Origin of the sequence: Phormidesmis priestleyi ULC007 (genome assembly GCF_003003695.1) — a bacterium.
Taxonomy (GTDB): Bacteria; Cyanobacteriota; Cyanobacteriia; order Leptolyngbyales; family Leptolyngbyaceae; genus Phormidesmis_A; species Phormidesmis_A priestleyi_A.
Genome location: NZ_PVWG01000007.1, coordinates 1 through 17,504, shown reverse-complemented (window position 1 = coordinate 17,504; position 17,504 = coordinate 1). Strand labels below are relative to the sequence as shown.

At 47.4% G+C, this 17,504-nt stretch carries 24 protein-coding genes and 2 pseudogenes; 11 read left to right on the top strand and 15 right to left on the bottom strand.

Annotated features, from left to right (window positions below; all coding sequences use genetic code 11):
* Positions 1 to 19: 19 nt before the first annotated feature.
* From sufD to C7B65_RS08400, 5 genes are all read right to left on the bottom strand, one after another.
* Positions 20 to 1,363: a Fe-S cluster assembly protein SufD gene (sufD, locus tag C7B65_RS08420; RefSeq protein WP_073070909.1), complete on the bottom strand. Its 1,344-nt coding sequence runs from the start codon at positions 1,361 to 1,363 to the stop codon at positions 20 to 22.
* The gene (gene sufC / locus C7B65_RS08415) at positions 1,360 to 2,148 is read right to left on the bottom strand and encodes a Fe-S cluster assembly ATPase SufC (RefSeq protein WP_073070911.1); all 789 of its coding nucleotides are present in this window, start codon (positions 2,146 to 2,148) and stop codon (positions 1,360 to 1,362) included. Before sufC ends, sufD begins: the two co-directional genes overlap by 4 nt.
* Positions 2,149 to 2,781 (bottom strand): restriction endonuclease subunit R, encoded by a 633-nt coding sequence (locus C7B65_RS08410; protein ID WP_073070913.1) that lies wholly within the window; start codon positions 2,779 to 2,781, stop codon positions 2,149 to 2,151.
* A gap of 297 nt (positions 2,782 to 3,078) precedes the next feature.
* Positions 3,079 to 4,515 carry a Fe-S cluster assembly protein SufB gene (gene sufB, locus C7B65_RS08405; RefSeq protein WP_073070915.1) on the bottom strand — a complete coding sequence of 479 codons (1,437 nt, stop codon included), beginning with the start codon at positions 4,513 to 4,515 and terminating at the stop codon, positions 3,079 to 3,081.
* 68 nt (positions 4,516 to 4,583) lie between these two features.
* Entirely contained in the window at positions 4,584 to 4,946 is a 363-nt protein-coding gene (locus C7B65_RS08400) for a ferredoxin thioredoxin reductase catalytic beta subunit (RefSeq protein WP_073070917.1), read from the bottom strand.
* A gap of 138 nt (positions 4,947 to 5,084) precedes the next feature.
* Between C7B65_RS08400 and sufR the strand changes: the two genes are divergently transcribed.
* The 6 genes from sufR (at position 5,085) to C7B65_RS08370 (ending at position 8,179) form a co-directional block, all read left to right on the top strand.
* Positions 5,085 to 5,726 (top strand): iron-sulfur cluster biosynthesis transcriptional regulator SufR, encoded by a 642-nt coding sequence (gene sufR / locus C7B65_RS08395; RefSeq protein WP_073070919.1) that lies wholly within the window; start codon positions 5,085 to 5,087, stop codon positions 5,724 to 5,726.
* A gap of 99 nt (positions 5,727 to 5,825) precedes the next feature.
* Positions 5,826 to 6,329 carry a DNA recombination-mediator protein A gene (locus C7B65_RS08390; RefSeq protein WP_073070920.1) on the top strand — a complete coding sequence of 168 codons (504 nt, stop codon included), beginning with the start codon at positions 5,826 to 5,828 and terminating at the stop codon, positions 6,327 to 6,329.
* Positions 6,330 to 6,339: 10 nt separating this feature from the next.
* Positions 6,340 to 6,771 (top strand): MAPEG family protein, encoded by a 432-nt coding sequence (locus C7B65_RS08385; protein ID WP_073070922.1) that lies wholly within the window; start codon positions 6,340 to 6,342, stop codon positions 6,769 to 6,771.
* A gap of 30 nt (positions 6,772 to 6,801) precedes the next feature.
* The gene (locus C7B65_RS08380; RefSeq protein WP_073070924.1) at positions 6,802 to 7,293 is read left to right on the top strand and encodes a YajQ family cyclic di-GMP-binding protein; all 492 of its coding nucleotides are present in this window, start codon (positions 6,802 to 6,804) and stop codon (positions 7,291 to 7,293) included.
* Between the two features lie 135 nt (positions 7,294 to 7,428).
* Positions 7,429 to 7,899 carry a tellurite resistance TerB family protein gene (locus C7B65_RS08375; RefSeq protein ID WP_073070925.1) on the top strand — a complete coding sequence of 157 codons (471 nt, stop codon included), beginning with the start codon at positions 7,429 to 7,431 and terminating at the stop codon, positions 7,897 to 7,899.
* A gap of 115 nt (positions 7,900 to 8,014) precedes the next feature.
* The gene (locus tag C7B65_RS08370) at positions 8,015 to 8,179 is read left to right on the top strand and encodes a metallothionein (RefSeq protein ID WP_073070927.1); all 165 of its coding nucleotides are present in this window, start codon (positions 8,015 to 8,017) and stop codon (positions 8,177 to 8,179) included.
* A 405-nt stretch (positions 8,180 to 8,584) separates the two neighbouring features.
* Here C7B65_RS08370 and C7B65_RS08360 read toward each other — a convergent pair whose 3' ends face one another.
* The 3 genes from C7B65_RS08360 to hemL form a co-directional block, all read right to left on the bottom strand.
* Positions 8,585 to 8,977: a tetratricopeptide repeat protein gene (locus tag C7B65_RS08360; RefSeq protein ID WP_073070929.1), complete on the bottom strand. Its 393-nt coding sequence runs from the start codon at positions 8,975 to 8,977 to the stop codon at positions 8,585 to 8,587.
* A 139-nt stretch (positions 8,978 to 9,116) separates the two neighbouring features.
* A complete protein-coding gene (locus C7B65_RS29220) occupies positions 9,117 to 9,245 on the bottom strand; it encodes a hypothetical protein (RefSeq protein WP_262983532.1) in 129 nt (42 codons plus the stop codon).
* Positions 9,246 to 9,333: 88 nt separating this feature from the next.
* Positions 9,334 to 10,653, bottom strand: coding sequence for a glutamate-1-semialdehyde 2,1-aminomutase (gene hemL, locus C7B65_RS08355; protein ID WP_244913185.1), 1,320 nt, complete (start codon positions 10,651 to 10,653; stop codon positions 9,334 to 9,336).
* Between the two features lie 132 nt (positions 10,654 to 10,785).
* Here hemL and C7B65_RS08350 point away from each other — a divergent pair, with 132 nt between their 5' ends.
* The 3 genes from C7B65_RS08350 (at position 10,786) to C7B65_RS08340 (ending at position 12,260) form a co-directional block, all read left to right on the top strand.
* Positions 10,786 to 11,007 carry a ChaB family protein gene (locus C7B65_RS08350; protein ID WP_073070931.1) on the top strand — a complete coding sequence of 74 codons (222 nt, stop codon included), beginning with the start codon at positions 10,786 to 10,788 and terminating at the stop codon, positions 11,005 to 11,007.
* 287 nt (positions 11,008 to 11,294) lie between these two features.
* The gene (gene hisIE / locus C7B65_RS08345; protein ID WP_073070932.1) at positions 11,295 to 11,942 is read left to right on the top strand and encodes a bifunctional phosphoribosyl-AMP cyclohydrolase/phosphoribosyl-ATP diphosphatase HisIE; all 648 of its coding nucleotides are present in this window, start codon (positions 11,295 to 11,297) and stop codon (positions 11,940 to 11,942) included.
* 15 nt (positions 11,943 to 11,957) lie between these two features.
* Entirely contained in the window at positions 11,958 to 12,260 is a 303-nt protein-coding gene (locus C7B65_RS08340) for a hypothetical protein (RefSeq protein WP_083582843.1), read from the top strand.
* A 152-nt stretch (positions 12,261 to 12,412) separates the two neighbouring features.
* Here C7B65_RS08340 and C7B65_RS27760 read toward each other — a convergent pair whose 3' ends face one another.
* The 7 genes and pseudogenes from C7B65_RS27760 to C7B65_RS29560 all read right to left on the bottom strand — a co-directional run.
* The gene (locus C7B65_RS27760; protein ID WP_181314368.1) at positions 12,413 to 12,580 is read right to left on the bottom strand and encodes a hypothetical protein; all 168 of its coding nucleotides are present in this window, start codon (positions 12,578 to 12,580) and stop codon (positions 12,413 to 12,415) included.
* Between the two features lie 39 nt (positions 12,581 to 12,619).
* Positions 12,620 to 13,570 (bottom strand): tetratricopeptide repeat protein, encoded by a 951-nt coding sequence (locus C7B65_RS08335; protein ID WP_073070936.1) that lies wholly within the window; start codon positions 13,568 to 13,570, stop codon positions 12,620 to 12,622.
* A 36-nt stretch (positions 13,571 to 13,606) separates the two neighbouring features.
* Positions 13,607 to 13,822, bottom strand: a complete 216-nt coding sequence (locus C7B65_RS08330; RefSeq protein ID WP_073070938.1) for a hypothetical protein — start codon at positions 13,820 to 13,822, stop codon at positions 13,607 to 13,609.
* Positions 13,823 to 13,983: 161 nt separating this feature from the next.
* On the bottom strand, positions 13,984 to 14,223 hold the full coding sequence (locus C7B65_RS08325; RefSeq protein WP_073070940.1) for a DUF433 domain-containing protein: 240 nt from the start codon (positions 14,221 to 14,223) through the stop codon (positions 13,984 to 13,986).
* A gap of 260 nt (positions 14,224 to 14,483) precedes the next feature.
* Positions 14,484 to 15,812, bottom strand: a complete 1,329-nt coding sequence (locus C7B65_RS08320) for a PAS domain-containing protein (RefSeq protein ID WP_073070942.1) — start codon at positions 15,810 to 15,812, stop codon at positions 14,484 to 14,486.
* Between the two features lie 9 nt (positions 15,813 to 15,821).
* On the bottom strand, positions 15,822 to 16,187 hold the full coding sequence (locus tag C7B65_RS08315; protein ID WP_073070943.1) for a PAS domain-containing protein: 366 nt from the start codon (positions 16,185 to 16,187) through the stop codon (positions 15,822 to 15,824).
* Positions 16,187 to 16,360: pseudogene (locus C7B65_RS29560) on the bottom strand (IS5/IS1182 family transposase); the annotation flags it as partial. The gene C7B65_RS08315 and the pseudogene C7B65_RS29560, both read right to left, overlap by 1 nt.
* Before the next feature lie 225 nt (positions 16,361 to 16,585).
* On the opposite strand from C7B65_RS29560, the gene C7B65_RS08310 reads away from it, so the two are divergent.
* Both C7B65_RS08310 and C7B65_RS27355 read left to right on the top strand, forming a co-directional pair.
* Complete coding sequence (locus C7B65_RS08310) at positions 16,586 to 17,071, top strand: anthrone oxygenase family protein (RefSeq protein ID WP_073070945.1); 486 nt, start codon at positions 16,586 to 16,588, stop codon at positions 17,069 to 17,071.
* Between the two features lie 222 nt (positions 17,072 to 17,293).
* Positions 17,294 to 17,458: pseudogene (locus C7B65_RS27355) on the top strand (helix-turn-helix domain-containing protein); the annotation flags it as partial.
* Between the last annotated feature and the right edge of the window lie 46 nt (positions 17,459 to 17,504).

The window sequence follows — 17,504 nt, the reverse complement described above, 5'->3', positions numbered from 1 at the left end:
AGGAAGGGTGATGAGGGATTTAGAGTTGTTGAGTTCGGATGGTAGTGGTGAGATTGGCTTTGAGAGACGCGACTGGGATGTGATTGATGATCTCGATCGCAAACGCATACGTCAACAATTTACGGGCTTCTTCTTGGTTTAAGCCTCGACTTTGCAGATAAAACACTTCGTCATCTTCGAGTTGGCTGACTGTTGCGCCGTGGGCACATTTGACGTTATCGGCAGTGATTTCTAGCTGAGGTTTAGTGTCAACTCTGGCTCTCGGAGAGAGGAGCAGATTTCGGCTGAGTTGAGCGGCGTTCGTCAGTTGTGCAGCTTGCGGGACAGAGACTTTGCCGTTGAAAATGGCATGAGCACGATCGCCGACAATACATTTCTGCACCTGATCGCTCGTTCCATAAGGTTTAGTAAAGGCAATCTTGCTGTGAGTGTCGCCGACTTGCTCACCGTTGATCATCGTCAGCCCGTTGAGCGTAGTTTGCGTCTGCTCACCCGTCTGATAAACCTCTAAATTGTGGCGAGAAATCTTAGCACCTAAGCTAATCGCATTGCAGGTATAGCGAGAATCACGAGCTTGAGACACAACAGTTTTGCCAATGTGAAACGCTGTCTCACCTTCTCTCTGAACTCTAGTGTGACTTACCTGGGCGTTCTCGGCGATCGCGATCTCCGTCACGGCGTTGGTGAAATATCCGCCGTCTGCGATCGTCACATACTCTTCAATCAGCGTCAGGCTACTGCCCGATTCTGCAATCACGAGACAGCGAGGATGGGAAATCGTAGCGGTGTCGCCAGAAGTGGATACAAAAAGTAGTTGAATCGGCGTTTCGACTTCTTGATTTTTAGGGACGTGTACGATCGCAGCATCGATCAAGCTTGCCGTATTCAGAACTGTAAAAACTTCCTCTGAACCCTGCTGTTTTGCCAAATAATTCTGCAAAGACGGGATCAATTGAATGCCAGCACTCAAATTGCCAACGAGAACGCCTTCGGGCAAATCGTCTACAGCCGATAGATCGGGCGCGTAAATCCCATTCACAAACACGAGGCGACTGTTCACCGCTTCGGGCAAAATGAACGATTCGATTTGAGCAAAGCTAATTGTCGGCTGATCGTGAATCGGTTGAAAATTGATTTGCACCAGCGATGACAGATCGGTGAATCGCCATTCTTCATCGCGTGTGGTGGGAATCGCTAACTCTTGAGCGATCGCCAGTGCCCGATCGCGCACTCCCTGCAATTCAGCCAGTTCTGCTGACAATTCAGGACGTGACTTTAGCAATCCCGCCAGATAGGCGGCGCGATCGACTCTCGCTTTTAGAGTCGGCTCGATCGCATGGGCAGGAGCGGATTCAATACTCATCGCGCTACCTCCGCCGCTTCTTCTTCGCGCACCCATTCATAACCACGAGCTTCTAGCTCAAAAGCCAGTTCTTTGCCGCCTGTGGTGAGAATGCGTCCACCTTCCATAACGTGAACAAAATCGGGGACGATGTAATCCAGCAAACGCTGATAGTGAGTAATCATCAGAATCGCGTTGTCAAACTTTCTAAGTTGATTGACTCCGTTGGCGACGATTTTCAACGCGTCGATATCTAAACCAGAATCGATTTCGTCGAGAATGCCAAGCTTGGGTTCTAAAAGTGCCATTTGCAGAATTTCGTTGCGCTTTTTCTCACCGCCAGAAAAGCCTTCATTCACACTGCGGCTGAGGAAAGCAGCATCCATTTTCAGCAGATCTAACTTGGTGCGAACTAACTCATCAAAGTCAAACGAATCTAATTCTTCTAAACCTTCTTGTTTTCGCTTGGCGTTATAGGAGACGCGCAAAAAGTCTAAGTTGCTGACACCCGGAATTTCTAACGGATATTGGAAGGCGAGAAACACACCGGATTTTGCCCGATCGTCCGGCTCCATTTCCAACAAATTCTGTCCCCGAAAAGTGACCTCGCCAGCAGTCACTTTGTAAGCGGGATGCCCTGCCAAAATCTTAGAAAAAGTACTTTTTCCTGATCCATTTGGCCCCATAATCGCGTGAATTTCACCCGCCTTAATTTCCAGATTCAAACCTTTGAGAATCTGAGTATCACCTACATCTGCGGTCAGATCTTTAACCGATAAAATAACTTCGCTGTTTTCGTTAATCACTCAATAGACCTCTTTCACTACGCTAATCTGTTTCAGAATTCTGAACACTTCATACAGCTCATTTCCAGGGTTACGGATCGCAAACTCCCTAGAAACGGCATACTGCGAAACTGTGTCTTTAATCAATTTAATGAACACAAAAGTTCCACCCGTCACAATCAAACCAAAACCGGGCTGATTAGGATGTGGATTTGCCAGCATATATGCTAGAAGTTGCGCTAGTCCAGCTTCCATGGAGAAAGAGAATCTTTTAGACTCGATCACTGCAACCCAAAATTGCTCTCTCATCAGCAAAATGTCAATCTGTCCTCGAACGATTGTGCCTTCATCTTCAGCAGTTATCTCGATCGACTGTTCAGTCTTAATTTGAAAGGGAGGCAGAAAGAAGTCTGCCAGAAATAGGAATGGCCCTAAAATCGTAATTTGAATGGTTTTCTCTAGCAGGGGCGGATCACGTACCAAGTTCAGGTATCCCGCCCTTACTTTGTCGAGAAATTGCTTCTGATCATCAGTGACTTCTGGTAGGTCGTCTTGCCATTCACGAAAAAACTGCCCGTCCTCAGTAAGTTGAAGTCCAAACTGAAGCGTTAAGTCTCTCAGGGTTACGTTTTTGGCTTGAATGGTTTGAGTCATTATTTCACCCCTCCCCTTTCAGCAATTCTGTCGTTGTTGCTGGGTTTCTCCGTGTTTCGATCCAATAGGAAAATGATGCTTGAACCACTCCATTTGGAACTGGAACTGAATCTGCTTTTCCAGACTTGATTGATTCTTGATTTTAAAGAACGGGAGACTTGGCTCTCCATTTAGAATTTGCAGAATTCGCTATAGCCAGGGAGAAAGAGATTCGTTCAAACACTGCAAGAATGCTTGCCGTAACTCGATTTTCTCCCTGGCTATAGCGTGAGAAGAGTGGGCTAGGCATCTCAGAATCTACCCTACAGAACCTTCAAGCTTGAGGCTGAGGAGCCGATCGGCTTCAACCGCAAACTCCATCGGCAACTGGTTAAACACATCCTTACAAAAGCCACTAATCATCATCGAGATCGCGTCTTCTGGTGAAATACCACGCTGGCTGAAGTAGAACAACTGGTCTTCCCCAATCTTGGAGGTAGACGCTTCGTGTTCGACTTTGCTCTGGTTGTTTTGCACCTGAATGTAAGGGAACGTGTTTGCTTGGGCACGATCGCCGATCAGCATCGAGTCACACTGCGAATAGTTGCGCGCACCTGTGGCTTTGGGCCCGATCTTCACCAAACCGCGATAGCTGTTGTGCGACTGACCCGCCGAAATCCCTTTTGAGATGATCGTGCTGCGGGTGTTTTTGCCGATGTGGAACATTTTGGTTCCGGTGTCGGCTTGCTGGTGGTGATTGGTCAACGCCACGGAGTAAAACTCACCGACGGAGTTATCGCCGACTAGCACACAGCTTGGATATTTCCAGGTGATCGCAGAACCCGTCTCGACTTGTGTCCAGGAGATTTTGGAGTTCACACCCTGACACAACCCGCGTTTGGTGACGAAATTGTAGATGCCGCCTTTGCCATTCGCGTCACCTGCATACCAGTTCTGCACCGTGGAATATTTGATGTCAGCGTTATCAAGAGCAACTAGCTCAACCACCGCCGCATGAAGCTGATTGGTGTCAAACATCGGAGCCGTGCAGCCTTCGAGATAGCTGACCTGACTGCCTTCTTCAGCAATAATCAGCGTTCGTTCAAACTGACCCGAATCGCCATTATTGATGCGGAAGTAAGTAGACAATTCCATTGGGCACTTCACGCCTTTGGGGATGTAGACGAAAGAGCCATCACTAAACACAGCAGAGTTAAGCGCTGCAAAGTAATTGTCGCCAACGGGCACCACGCTTCCCAGATATTTCTTGACTAATTCAGGATATTCCCGCACGGCTTCAGAGATCGAGCAGAAGATCACGCCGTCTTTAGCAAGCTTTTCTTTAAAGGTGGTGGCGACTGAAACGCTATCAAAAATCGCATCGACTGCCACATTGCTCAAGCGCTTTTGCTCAGACAGAGAAATGCCTAACTTTTCAAAGGCTTCCAGCATCTCTGGATCAACTTCATCCAGGCTCTTTTTCTTCTCTTTGAGCTTGGGCGCAGAGTAGTAAATAATGTCTTGATAATCGATCGCCGGATATCCCACATGGGCCCAATCTGGTTCGGTCATTTTCAGCCATTGCCGATATGCTTTGAGTCGAAACTCCAGCATAAATTCCGGCTCTTCTTTCTTGGTCGAAATCAGCCGCACCATCTCTTCGCTCAACCCACGAGGAATAGTGTCGGATTCGATATCAGTGACGAACCCGTATTTGTAAGGCTGGTTTACCAGATTTTGAACAGTTGAAGTCATCGATCGTGTTCTCTTTTCTCAAGGGCGAGGAAGGGCTTAAGGATCAGGAATCTGATCCTCAATCCTGATTAGGCATGGTTGGTCGTGGCACGAATTTCGTCAAAGGTGATGGCTTGCATCTCACCTGCAAAATCGTTATCTGGGGTCAGAAATAGCAAACAGTGGCACTCTTTGCGCTCACGCATGGGGACACAGGGGCAGTTCCAATAAGCGGCTGAGACTTCGGCTTCTTTGTCTTCATAGTGGCGACAGGGGCAAAGGGGAGCGCCCAAGTCATCTTTATGCTTGGCAAGCCCTTCGATCACCACTGCCGTCACGCCGGGATCGACGCAAAAATAAGTGCCTGTGCGCTTGGCGTAGGTTTCTGAAAAGTGCCTCATCGCTTCGAGGCTTTTATCTGATGCTTGGGTGTTTGGGGTTTCTGTATTCATAACCAGAACGACACTACATCCAATAGATCTTATAATTAAAACAACATCTTTGTTGCTCAACTTCCATTCTAAGGTACTTTAGCAACAATAACGTTGTTTAAGTCAAGTTTTTTGTCTTAGATTTCTGTGAGCTTTAGGATGACCACGACTCAACAGCCCTCTACCAAACAAGACATCTTGCATCAACTTTTGAAGCAGGGTCAATCAACCGCTCAAGAATTGGCGGAACAGTTGCAGGTGAGTCCGCAGGCAATTCGTCGCCATCTCAAAGATTTGGAAACAGAAGGGCTAATCTTGCACCAGGCGATGCAGACGGGGATGGGTCGTCCCAATCATGTCTACACCTTGAGTCGAGAGGGTCGATCGCAGTTTCCCGATCGCTACAATGATTTTGCGGTGTCTCTCCTCGATACGTTGGCAGAAACGGTCGGGCGCGATCAAGTGAGTTCGATTCTCCGTAGACAATGGGAGCGCAAGGGCATCGAATATCGGGAGAATTTGGGAGAGAGTGACTTGTCCGATCGCGTCAACAAACTCGTTGAACTACGGCGACTAGAGGGCTATATGGCAGAATGTCACGAGATTGACCCCGATACGACTCCCAAATTTGTGTTGACCGAATATAATTGTGCAATTTCTCAAATTGCGGAGTCATTTCCCAGCGTTTGCGGTCACGAGTTAGAAATGTTTGAGTTAGCCTTGCCGGATTGTCGGGTCGATCGCACTCACTGGCTCGTCAAAGGTGAACATCGCTGTGGATATCTAATTCAGCCCAAATAATCGTGATTTACGGCTTTTGGATCGATCGGCGCGTAGGCAAAACGTTCGGATGACGAGCCTGTCTGATAAAATAGCGGCGTTGTTACCCTAAATACATCTTTGAGCCAGTCGATCGATCTACCCAAAGTCGATGATTTTTTGCAAGAGCTAGCCACCATTCAGCAAACGGGTTCTAAGCGAATCGCCTTGCTGGGTTCTCGTCATGTGCCCATCACTCACCAAAATTTGATTGAGATGATGAGCTATGCCCTGGTTTTAGAAGGAAATCGTCTGATTACATCCGGCTCTACCGGAACCAACTTTGCAGCCATTCGGGGTGCGCTGCGTGCCGATCCCAGTCTGCTGACGGTGATCTTGCCCCAAACAATGGATCGCCAACCTCGCGAATCTCGCGAACAGCTCGAAAACGTTATGAATTTGGTCGAAAACCCTGAGAACAATAGTCTTTCTCTAGCTGAAGCCAGCGCTTTGTGTAACCGGGAAATTATTTCTCGGTGTCAGCAGTTGATCAGTTTTGCGTTTCACGACAGCCGAACGCTGCTGCAAACCTGCCAAGATGCAGAAGATCAGCGCAAGATCGTAACCTTATTTTATTTCGATTAGGAAATTAGTCATGAGCGTGTTTGGACTGTCTACCTCGACGATCTTGCTGAGTGCGATCGCGGCTGCTGCCGTTTTGGTCTATCTGCCCTTTCTCGTGGTGGGATATGCCCGCGTCACGGCTGGCTATGACAAAGAAATGAGGGCGGCTCCCCGCGCTGCGTTTGACAAACTTCCTGCCTTTGGTCAACGGGCAACGTGGGCACATCAAAACTCGTGGGAGTCGTTTATGTTGTTTAGCGTCGCAGCGCTAATGGCATACGTGACGGGTCAAACCTCTGAATCTGTCACTTGGGCAGCCATTGCTTATCTCCCCATCCGCTTGATCTACTCAGCCGCCTACATCTTCAACGTGCCCATACTCCGTTCTTTAATGTTTGCCCTTGGCTCAACGTGCATTTTTACCTTGATTGCCGCGAGCATTACTAGCACCATTAAAGGATAGTTGCCCTGTCCCCTGTCCCTCTATTTTCCTATGGCTTCTACTTTTTCTTTTGATGTGGTCAGTGACTTCGATCGCCAAGAACTCGTCAACGCGGTTGATCAAACCAATCGCGAGATCATTGCTCGTTATGATCTCAAAGACACCAAAACGACTTTAGAACTGGGTGAAGACGCGATCGTCATCAGCACCGACAGCGAATTTACCCTAGATGCAATTCAGACCATTCTGCAAATCAAGTCTGCCAAGCGCAATCTATCGCTCAAGATTTTTGACTATGGCAAAGTAGAATCTGCCAGTGGCAATCGAGTGCGGCAAGAGATCAAGCTTAAAAAAGGACTCACGCCAGAAGTCGCTAAACAGATCACCAAGCTGATTCGAGACGAGTTTAAGAAGGTGCAAGGCTCGATTCAAGGCGATGCGGTGCGCGTTTCTGCTAAAGCGAAAGATGATCTGCAAGGCGTGATGCAGCGATTAAAGCAGGAAGATTATCCGATGGCGTTGCAGTTTAACAACTATCGGTAATCAGACTTTTTGGGAGTCGATCGCTCAAAAATAATTTTCGAGTGAGTTCTGCGATCGTAGATTGGGCACAATAGGCGCGGTCTGATGATTCTCAAACATCGCTAGACCACGAAAATACTTACCCAAGAGAAAATTATGCCTAAGCGTCGGTTGCCAACCAAAGGGACTCAAAGTCAAGTTGCGCTCGAACCAGAAGTCGCGATCGCCGCGATCGCCATCTTTGCTGCCTATGCAGACGAAGAGGTTAACGAAGACGAAGGCTATGCCCTCGATGAAATGCTTTCTGGTCTTGGTATTGGCTTGTACGAAGATTTTTCAGACGAAGACCTGCACGAATTGGGTGCCAAAGTCAGTGCGCTCGTGCAAGAAGAAGGCGCAGACGCAGTGTTTGCCCAAGCGATCGAGTCTTTGTCCGATCGTGACCTCAAAGAAGTTGCCTTCATCGTGACAATGGCAGTTCTTGCGGTAGATGGTGAAGTGCCTGAAGCTGAAGAAGAATACTTAGAAGATTTGCGTCAGGCGCTCAAAATCTCTGACGATCGCGCTCAAGAACTGATGGCTGAAATGTTTTCTGACGAAGAAGAGGAAGAGGAAGAGGAAGAATAAAGTGTAGTGAGCGATCGTAGGGAGTTTTCCAATCTGCTCCCTACTTTTTATTGAATTTAATATATGAATGTCTGTTCACATGTTATGGTGAAGACACAAACCAAAGGAGACTATCATGACGGCTGTTACCCAAATGAAATGTGCTTGTGAGCCTTGCCTGTGTATTGTTACTACAGAAGGCGCAGTTCAAAAAGATGGCAAACTCTATTGCAGCGAAGTCTGCGCCGATGGTCATCCCAACGGGCACGGCGACTGCGGACACAAAGGCTGCACCTGTTAGATCAAAATAAAGGGCAAAAAGAAAATTTGTAGGTTTCCTCTTGCCCTTTCCCAATTTTTCTTGATTCAATTTATTCTAGATTGTGGCTAAATTGTAAGCGATCGCTCCTCATTTGATCTGATTACAATGTGTACAAAAGCCTCCTTGAATAAGAGATAGGGTTATGAAAAAATCAATGGATGGTTTGATAGAGCAACTCAATCTAAAACTGCTTCAGTAGCAGCCAGAAATTGCTCAACAGGTGAGGCAATCTGTGGCAGAAATTATTGAATTAGCAGACTAAGGTGCGCTAGATATTTTGCGTTCTCGATCGGTTGAACAAGAAGTTTTGGATCTGCTTGACGAAACCGAAACCTGGTGATTTGGAATCGCGATCGCGCCTTATCTCTCTAGTTTGATCTCGGTTCACGGTGATATTTTTCGAGTTCTGGGATGCCTTGTAGGGGGTTGCGGGCTTGATGATCTTTGGTAATATTTAATCGCTTCTGGAAAATTCTCCTGCTTTTGATAGGACTGTCCTATTGTCCACAATGCTGCAAATTCTCCAGTAGGATCTTTGATCATTTGATATATGTTTAGCGCCTGTTGAAGTAACTGACGCGCACTATCAAATTGTCTAGCCTCAATTTGCTGCTGCCCTTGTTCAAATAGTTCATGTGCCTTTGCTTTGCGGGGATCTTGAGCTTGGTCAGAGGTTTGCTGGGCAGACAGCGGCAAGGAAAAAAACAGGGATGGAGAAGTGGAAACAGTAGTCAGAAATGTAACCAGAGCAAGGATGCAGGTTTTCTGAGAGCGCATTGCGATTTAGAACTTAGATGACCAAGCTAAACTATCATGTACATGAGGAAAAACCTTCTGTTTCAATATTCGCAACATAGTTTGTGTATTTGTTAGCACTTCGCCACCTGCATACAGTTCGATTTCATCCTTAGTGGATTTAGGAATCAGCGATCGTCGCATCTCGACTTGAAGGGGTTTGAGAATGCGTTGCCGTAACTGATCCGAACGCAACCAAAAACGTTAGGGCAAAAACAAAGATCCACTGACGCTGAAAAAGTTTAGACACGAGCAATCTCGGTAAACGAAAAAGGGCAACCCCAGAAAGATTGCCCCAACGTCAACTATTTCTCAGAATTGCGAAGTCCTAAAACTCTCTACAAGTTTTTCATCACTGATTGTGCGGCTGCGATCGTGCGATCGATATCCTCATCTGTATGGGCAAGTGAAGTAAACCCGGCTTCAAATTGAGAAGGTGCCAGATAAACCCCTTGCTCTAACATGGCGCGATGGAAACGCCCAAACTTAGCCAAGTCGCATTTCTTAGCGTCTTCGTAGTTGTGAACTGGGCCTTCAGTGAAGAAGAAGCCAAACATGCCGCTAATCGAGCCACCGCAAGCTGCATGACCTGTTTCTTTGGCAACGGAGAGCAGTCCTTGTGTGAGTCGGGTGGTGATGCGATCGAGCAACTCATAAGTCCCTGGTTGGCGCAACAGTTCCAAGGTTTTGATCCCCGCAGCCATCGCGAGAGGGTTTCCTGATAGCGTTCCCGCCTGATACATCGGGCCTGCGGGGGCAACCATTGCCATAATGTCTTTGCGTCCGCCATAAGCACCGACAGGCAACCCGCCACCAATCACCTTGCCCAGCGTTGTCAAATCGGGCGTGATCCCAAACTTCTCTTGTGCGCCACCGTAGGCAATTCGGAAGCCTGTCATCACTTCATCAAAGATCAGTAGCGCATCGTTTTCACGGGTCAGTTCTCGCAGACCCGCCAGAAAGCCAGCATCAGGCGGAATAAACCCAGCATTGCCAACCACGGGTTCTAAAATCACGCCAGCAATCTCACCGGGATTGGCTGCAAACAAAGCTTTGACGGCTTCCAAATTATTGAAAGGCGCAGTCAGCGTGCTGTTGGTCGTCGATTTAGGAACGCCCGGAGAGTCGGGTAATCCTAAAGTCGCCACACCCGAACCTGCCTTCACCAAAAACATATCGGCATGACCGTGATAGCAGCCCTCAAATTTGATGATTTTTTCGCGCCCGGTAAACGCCCGCATCAAGCGCAGCACAGACATACATGCCTCAGTGCCAGAATTGACAAATCGCACCATCTCCACACTAGGAACGGCATCGATCACCCTTTCAGCCAAGACATTTTCTAGCACATTGGGAGCGCCGAAGCTGGTGCCCTTTTCTAACGTTTCGTGAAGTGCCTTCAAGACTTCGGGGTGAGCGTGACCGCAAATTGCGGGGCCCCAAGAGCCGATGTAGTCGATATATTGGTTGCCATCGACATCCCAAGCGTATGCGCCTTTGACATGATCGAACACGATCGGCTGTCCGCCCACCGACTTAAACGCTCTTACTGGGGAACTCACCCCACCCGGCATGAGTTTCTGAGCGGCGGCAAAGATTTCTTCTGATTTTGTGGTTCTCAAAGTGCCTGTGATCAAAGTTTTCTCCTTAAAATCCATTACGGTTGCTTTGCAATAGCGATAGGCAGCGCTACCTGAGTCTGATCATCGAAGATCTTCCTCAAGGTAGGCAGATTTCTAGTTACAGCAAGCCATACTAATCAATTATCTCACTTACCGGAGGCGGCTAGGATGTCGTACCAAAACAATCAGGAGTTACCTGCGAGTATTCGCACTCAGCTTTCTGAAACAGCTCAACACTTCTACAGGGTAGCGTTTAACTCTGCTCTTCAGTGGTATGGCGAAGAGTCAAAAGCGCATCAAATTGCGTGGAGTGCAGTCAGAAATCAAGCGGTCAGCTTGAATAGCGGAATCTCTCAAGAAGCCTGTCTTGAAGTGGTCAAAGTTGCCTGATTTTTTGATTTTTTGATTTCGGCCTTTAAATTGTAAATTTTTGAGGCAGGTTGCCTTACCCTTCGTTGAGGAGACCTTTCAAATTAGATAACTAGAAAATTTGGGAGTGCGATTTTGTTAAAGAGCAGTTGCTTTGCGGTTGCGCTTTGCACTAATCGTGTTCCCATTTTGCATTTGAGTTAATAACGGATAAGTTTCGTTAGTGAAACAATTCACAAGACCTATACCAACGCCATTAACCGATCGCACAAGTGATATCGTGAACAGGTGACTTATCCACCCGTGCCATGTCAGCTTCTAAATCTCCGTTTGTGCAGTCCATTCCCGTTGAGAAAATCCAGTATGACGATCGGGGGTTAGTTCCGGCGATCGTACAAGATTATCTCGATGGCACTGTCTTGATGATGGCGTGGATGAATCAAGAATCGCTGCAAAAAACTTTAGAGACAGGCGAAACCTGGTTTTGGAGTCGATCGCGTCAAGCATTCTGGAATAAAGGCGCAACGTCAGGACACATTCAGAAGGTAAAAGCGATTCGATATGACTGTGATAGCGATGCGCTACTCGTCACCGTTGAGCAAATTGGGGATGTCGCTTGTCACACTGGTGAACGCAGTTGTTTCCATCAAGTCAAGGGTGAGGTGACTGCTCCACCTGCTGATACGCTGTCGCAAGTGTTTGGGGTGATTTGCGATCGCCGCGATAACCCCAGCGAAGGGTCTTACACCCGCAAACTCCTAGATGGCGGCGACAACAAGATTCTCAAAAAAATTGGCGAAGAAGCGGCTGAAGTCGTGATGGCTTGTAAAGATGATGATGCAGATGCGATCGCAGGCGAAGCTGCCGACTTGCTCTATCACACGCTAGTCGCTCTGGCTTATCACAAAGTAGACATCAAAGCCGTCTACCGCAAATTGCAAGAACGAAGACGGTAAGACTCGATTTCAACCATGTTAGAAACCATCATCACATCTGTTGCAACCGCTGTCATTACAGGAGTTGTCACCTTTGCTGCTCAAGAAAGAAGACTCAAATCAGAACTGAGAGCAGAATTTATGGCTGAACAGGTTGCCAAATCTCTTTTGGAAGATGAACGCTGGAAGAAGCGAACCTTCAAGGTGATTAAAAAGAGATTGGGCGGCTTTGAGGATGAAGAACTGAGACGAATTTTAGTTCGAGCCGGGGCAGTTCGCTTTGAAGATGAAGGCGAAGAATTTTGGGGTTTGTTATCTAGAAACCGAAAAGATTTGTAGAAACTTTAAGTTTTCTGCCGTTAGCTTGTGGTTAAAACTTGTTCGGCGATTACTTTACAGTTGCGCTTAAACTAGCTCTAGTGGACACAGCTATCATTGAGTTTAGAGAATCTGATTATCCGCATGAGTATCAATGACAAAAATTTCCACGACTAAATCTGTTCCTTATCCCTAAAATCTTTGGAAATTAGCGATCGCTTGGCTTCTTCTAGAAGTTGATCTGAGATTTCAACTCCTTTCCAAATTCCTCTAAGTTGAGTTTTGGGACAATTCTTTGCAACTTCGCTTTGCTCATGAGTCAGCACTTTTTGTTTCAGCATTTCTAGTTCTTGCTGAATAGCTTCGATACGAGTCCACTTCTAGCATGAATGGAACGATCGCGGCTCATTTCGTTGATCGCTTATTTCCGCAGCCATGCGATGAGAAGGACGATCGCTAATCCAACGCAGAACCAGAGAACCCAGTTGATTTGGCGTTGTGAGGTGGAGTGAGGTTGTGATTTGGTAGGTGGGCTGCGATCCGTACCAGTCGTCTTGGGGGGGAGCGTTGTCGATCGTGGGAGTAGGAGGGAGAATAGGCACTGATTGACGTTGTTCGGTGGCAATGATTCGGTTGAAGGCGTAAATTTCTTCGTCACATTTCTCGACCCTGTGATCGAGTTGCAACTCCGCATAAATTTCACGAGCTTGCTGAAGTGTGACGAGTGCCTGAAAGCAGCGAGGTTCATATCTAGCGAGTGCTAATGATTTGTTGAATAGGGAAGCAGCTTCGCCCCAGCGATCGCCAATTTCCCGTGTAATCTCCAAGGACTGTTGATGAAAGTTGATCGCCTGTTCATACTGTCCTAACAATTGATAGACATTACCCAGATTACCGAGGGAAGCTGCTTTCCCTTTAGAAAAATCAATTTGGTTAAATTTTGCTTGGGCTTCTTTGTGGCTGGAAATCGCAGCCCGATACTTTCCTACAGATCGATACAGGTTTCCCAACCTCGCCCATGCCCAGCCTAAATTGTGTTGCTCCTTTGGATTCTGAGGATACCATTCTGCTGTCAGTCGCTCGTGAATCCTGATTAAATCTCCGTAGTAGCCTTGTCGCTTCAAGAAGTCTACGCAAATATCTATCACCTCTTGTGCAAGTGCATATTGTCCTAACTCACAACGATGGTGAAAGATTTCTAGTTCTTCGGCACAGTCCGTGATCGTTTCCTTTGACGGCTTAATCTTTTCAATGAAATACGCGATCGCTCTCATATGCTCAACTTGCGTCTGATCCTCTTGTTGTGCCCGTTGCGCCAGATACCGTTTCACCAACGGTAAGAAGAACTCAAACCGCCATTCTTCTCCTCATCGCTGTTCTTGCACAAACGACGATCGTGCCAACTTTCGCAAATGCTCTAGTTTTAATGGTTCATCAATCAAAGCTTCAGCGATCGCTAATCCAAAACTCCCGCGCAACACATTCAGCCGCAGCAGCAACACTTGCAGCACAGGTTCAAGATAGCTAAACTTAGATCTTTCACCTCTGTCAACAACCGCCCAAAACTTTAGTTCCTGGCTCATCGCTTAAACCCATTGAAACGGGTTGAAACTTTGGCTCAGTCCTCTTCAGAGGACTTTTGCGATTAGCCCGAATTTTAATTCAGGGCGGGTGATCGGGCAATCATTGAGACGGGTGCAAGATCTGAGCTAATCTCTAGGTTTTGACGTGCTGTGATATCGTGCTAGATCTCTGAGTTTTCAGCGGTGATTGCCGCGTCGATTTCTTCTGGATGTTGAGCGTAGTAGGTACGAGCGGCTTTGAGATCATCTCTAGTCAACTGCGGGTAGTCGCTGAGCAAGTTGACATCTGAGCAGCCCTGCGACTGCAAAGCTATCACTTCCCAAACGGGAATCTGCGTCCGCCCGATACAAGCGGCTCCATTGCAAATTCCCGGAGTCTTTCTGATTTTTGTCGTTGCCATCACTCAATTTAATAATCTAGTAAGGTTTGTCAATTTTTGGGTTGGAGCTTAAGTCATGCGATCGAGGCTTTATATAGGCACAGGTTAAGTAGTTTGTAGGTTCAAGCAGCATCTCGTACCATTTGCCGTTGATCGGAGCAGAGGGCATCCGTTATCTTCAATCAGAGCAGGTTTGTCTTCGATCGTGCCACAGAAGCTCAGGGAACGGCGAGTGATCTTTACGGCTTTTAAGATATTCCAATAGCTCATACAGAGGATCGTCAGGGAACAGGATCAAAGTATTTAAACTCACGGTCAAAGAATAGTGTGACGACCGTTGGCGCTCCCATTGCCAGATTTAGGTTGTGGGATGGTCGAGCTTGTCTCGGCGCGTTGACTGGCGATCGCTTACGTTCGCTAATATCAGTCAGAACAAAATCAGTGCAGGTTGCTTCAACGTTGACCTTGAGTGAAATCAGCGCCCACACGATTAAGCCATCAATACGGCGCAGCTTAACTTCAAAATCTGGGACTTCGCCCTGCTGCTCTAGTTCGTTAATCAGGTGCTGGCGATCGTCGGGATTGACATAGTATTTCAGGGCAAATCGCTTGTCAATTAATTCTGTTGCCGATCGATGTCCTAGAATTTCAGCACAACGCTGATTAGCACCGAGAAATAGCCCGTTTTGTTTGAAGCACGATCGACCAATACCGACCTGCGAATTTTGAAAAATACTGCGATATCTTAGTTTGCTGTTGCATAGAGCGGTTTCGGCACAGACGCGATCGCTAATGTCAGTTGAAATGCTGCAAGTGGCGTAAGTGTTGCCCTCTAAATCAAATAATGGAAACTTGACGGTGACAAAGGTTGAATCTCCATCCCTGTGAGGGGTCGTTTCGTTTATTTTGATAGCAGTCCCGGCATCCAGGGCTTTACGATCGTTGGCGCTATAAATTTCAGCCAGATCGAAGGGCAGAAACTCATAGTCCGTTTTGCCAATTATCTCTTCGGGCTGAACGTTAAATTCTTCGGCTAGCGCTCGATTTGCAAAGGTATAGCAACCCTCTAGATCTTTAACGAAGATAGAAGCATTCGCGTTGTTGAGAATTGCCTGTAGCTGCGCTTCACTCTTTTGTAAAGCCAACTGTGCTTGTTTGCGTTCCGTTGCGTCGGTTCCGAATGAAAGAATTTCAATCAAATTGCCATCTGAATCGAAAATGGGTTTGTTTGTCCAAGACATCCAGACGCGATCGCCATTCTTGCAAACGTTTTCATTTTCATAGAGTGAATATTGCTCTGGTTGTTGAGCATAATCTGCCATTAGCTGTCGCAGATCGCGTCCAGTGGTTTCTATTTGAGGAACGATCGTTTCAGTAATGCTGCGCCCAATTAATTCATCGGCGCTGAATCCGAAAAATCGCTGACCGTAGTCATTGATGAATCGCGCCTTGCCGTCAGGATCGCACCGGAGAATGACGCTATTAGAAGTTTCGACTAAATCGCGATATTGCGATTCTCTCGCCTGCAAAGCTTGCTCAGTCTGCTTACGATCGGTGATATCTCGGTAGTACCAAATTCTACCCAGATCGCTGCCATCGGGTAGGCGCACCGGAGCCGACTAGCGATCGAGCGATCGCCCATCTTGTAAGACAATTTCATCTCGACTGGTCAAATCTGGATACTGATATATAAATTCAACTCGCGCCCAAAATTCTTCGGTCTGTGGCATTCGATCGCGGACGAGTTGCAGCAGTTGTTGTAACTCGCTTGCTTGAACCGTTGCTTCTGGAATGCGCCAGATCTTGCAAAACTGCTGGTTGTAAGACACGATGCGACGATCTTGATCAACGATTGCAATGCCGTCGATCGCCGTTGCTTGAACGGCTTCTAACAAAGCATTGCTGCGGTGCAAATCGGCTTGCAGTTGATGGACTTGCTCAATTATCGAACGCAGCAGTTTGCCCCCATCTGCATCACCCAACACCCAAACACCTGCTCGACTTTGACGCGCGTTGTGGGCTTGGTTCGATTGGACTGCTTCTGTTCTTCAGTTAACGGGCGGTTGCGATACCCCCGCTCATGAAGCTGACTGTCGAACTGCATCAACTCCAACGTTTCCTCAATCGCCTCAGCCCGATAAGCACTGTCTGCCCAAATCTTGTCGCCCTGATTGTCGTCCTCTTACTGCCCTATAACTATGATCTCACACTTGTCTCACGTTAAGACTCCTCTGAATAGATTTTTCGAGGTGCCCTATAGCAATCCTACTTCAGTTGTGAGAGTAGTACAGGCTGGAAGCCTGTACGGACAAGATGCCCAATCCCACCATTCGTTTAGGATTGCTATAGTCCGCTAAACTGACATTAATCCGCAGGAGGCTTTATGGCAACAGTTCATAACTTGCGTTTCCCCTTAATGCTTTTCGCGGCGATCGGCTGCGGGCTAATCGCCGGAGTCTTCTTTGCCTTCTCGACTTTTGTGATGCCTGCACTCGCCCGACTTCAGCCACCTCAAGGCATTGCCGCGATGCAGTCGATCAACATTACGGCGATTAATCCGTTGTTCATGATCGCTTTATTTGGAACGGCTTTAGCTTGTCTCTTTCTAGCGGTCTCCGTCCTGTTCAAATGGCAGCAATCGGCGGCTGTCTACCTGCTGGTGGCGAGCCTGCTCTATCTTGTTGGTACGATCGGAGTGACGATCGCCTGCAATGTACCACTAAATGATGCGTTGGCGATCGTCAAGCCAGAGAGTCCTGAAGGCGCAAACTTATGGGCAAGATACCTGACCGACTGGACATTCTGGAACCATGTTCGGACACTCGTCGCACTTGTAGCAGCCGTATTGTTTGCGATCGCACTTCACTAATCCAACATTTCCTTAAGTTGTTCGTGCAACTGTTTTACGAAATCCACTGCATTTTGTAACTATACTCTGTAGGGGCACAGACTTCGTTTTTTTGGGTATCCTTGATGAGAAACACCGTAAAAGAATAGGGGAGGTTCCCTTGATTGAGATCTCATTCAGCGAAGTCGAGATTGCAGCCCTGCACTATGAACGGTTCCATCACCCCATCCGCGAGTCCAGGGCAAAATGGAAGCGTTGGATTTGAAGAGTCAAGGCTTACCCCACTGGGAAATGGCTCAACTGGTACAGGTGAGTCAGAACACCCTACGAAGCTACCTCAAAGACTACCAAGCCGGGGGCATTGCCGGACTGAAAGGATTGACTCACATCTTGCAGCAGTCTCAATAAGGCAAGAATGGTAAGGGCTTGACGATGATTTCAAACCCTAGCTCAT

Coding starts and splice junctions, on each gene's coding strand:
- hisIE (WP_073070932.1), top strand. CDS start 11,295: ATGTCAGCTTCTAAATCTCCGTTTGTGCAGTCCATTCCCGTTGAGAAA.
- C7B65_RS08310 (WP_073070945.1), top strand. CDS start 16,586: ATGGCAACAGTTCATAACTTGCGTTTCCCCTTAATGCTTTTCGCGGCG.
- C7B65_RS08370 (WP_073070927.1), top strand. CDS start 8,015: ATGACGGCTGTTACCCAAATGAAATGTGCTTGTGAGCCTTGCCTGTGT.
- C7B65_RS08350 (WP_073070931.1), top strand. CDS start 10,786: ATGTCGTACCAAAACAATCAGGAGTTACCTGCGAGTATTCGCACTCAG.
- sufR (WP_073070919.1), top strand. CDS start 5,085: ATGACCACGACTCAACAGCCCTCTACCAAACAAGACATCTTGCATCAA.
- C7B65_RS08325 (WP_073070940.1), bottom strand. CDS start 14,223: ATGGCAACGACAAAAATCAGAAAGACTCCGGGAATTTGCAATGGAGCC.
- C7B65_RS08360 (WP_073070929.1), bottom strand. CDS start 8,977: ATGCGCTCTCAGAAAACCTGCATCCTTGCTCTGGTTACATTTCTGACT.
- C7B65_RS08410 (WP_073070913.1), bottom strand. CDS start 2,781: ATGACTCAAACCATTCAAGCCAAAAACGTAACCCTGAGAGACTTAACG.
- C7B65_RS08375 (WP_073070925.1), top strand. CDS start 7,429: ATGCCTAAGCGTCGGTTGCCAACCAAAGGGACTCAAAGTCAAGTTGCG.
- C7B65_RS27760 (WP_181314368.1), bottom strand. CDS start 12,580: ATGCTGAAACAAAAAGTGCTGACTCATGAGCAAAGCGAAGTTGCAAAG.
- sufB (WP_073070915.1), bottom strand. CDS start 4,515: ATGACTTCAACTGTTCAAAATCTGGTAAACCAGCCTTACAAATACGGG.
- C7B65_RS08385 (WP_073070922.1), top strand. CDS start 6,340: ATGAGCGTGTTTGGACTGTCTACCTCGACGATCTTGCTGAGTGCGATC.
- sufD (WP_073070909.1), bottom strand. CDS start 1,363: ATGAGTATTGAATCCGCTCCTGCCCATGCGATCGAGCCGACTCTAAAA.
- C7B65_RS08380 (WP_073070924.1), top strand. CDS start 6,802: ATGGCTTCTACTTTTTCTTTTGATGTGGTCAGTGACTTCGATCGCCAA.
- hemL (WP_244913185.1), bottom strand. CDS start 10,653: ATGGATTTTAAGGAGAAAACTTTGATCACAGGCACTTTGAGAACCACA.
- C7B65_RS08340 (WP_083582843.1), top strand. CDS start 11,958: ATGTTAGAAACCATCATCACATCTGTTGCAACCGCTGTCATTACAGGA.
- C7B65_RS08400 (WP_073070917.1), bottom strand. CDS start 4,946: ATGAATACAGAAACCCCAAACACCCAAGCATCAGATAAAAGCCTCGAA.
- C7B65_RS08330 (WP_073070938.1), bottom strand. CDS start 13,822: ATGAGCCAGGAACTAAAGTTTTGGGCGGTTGTTGACAGAGGTGAAAGA.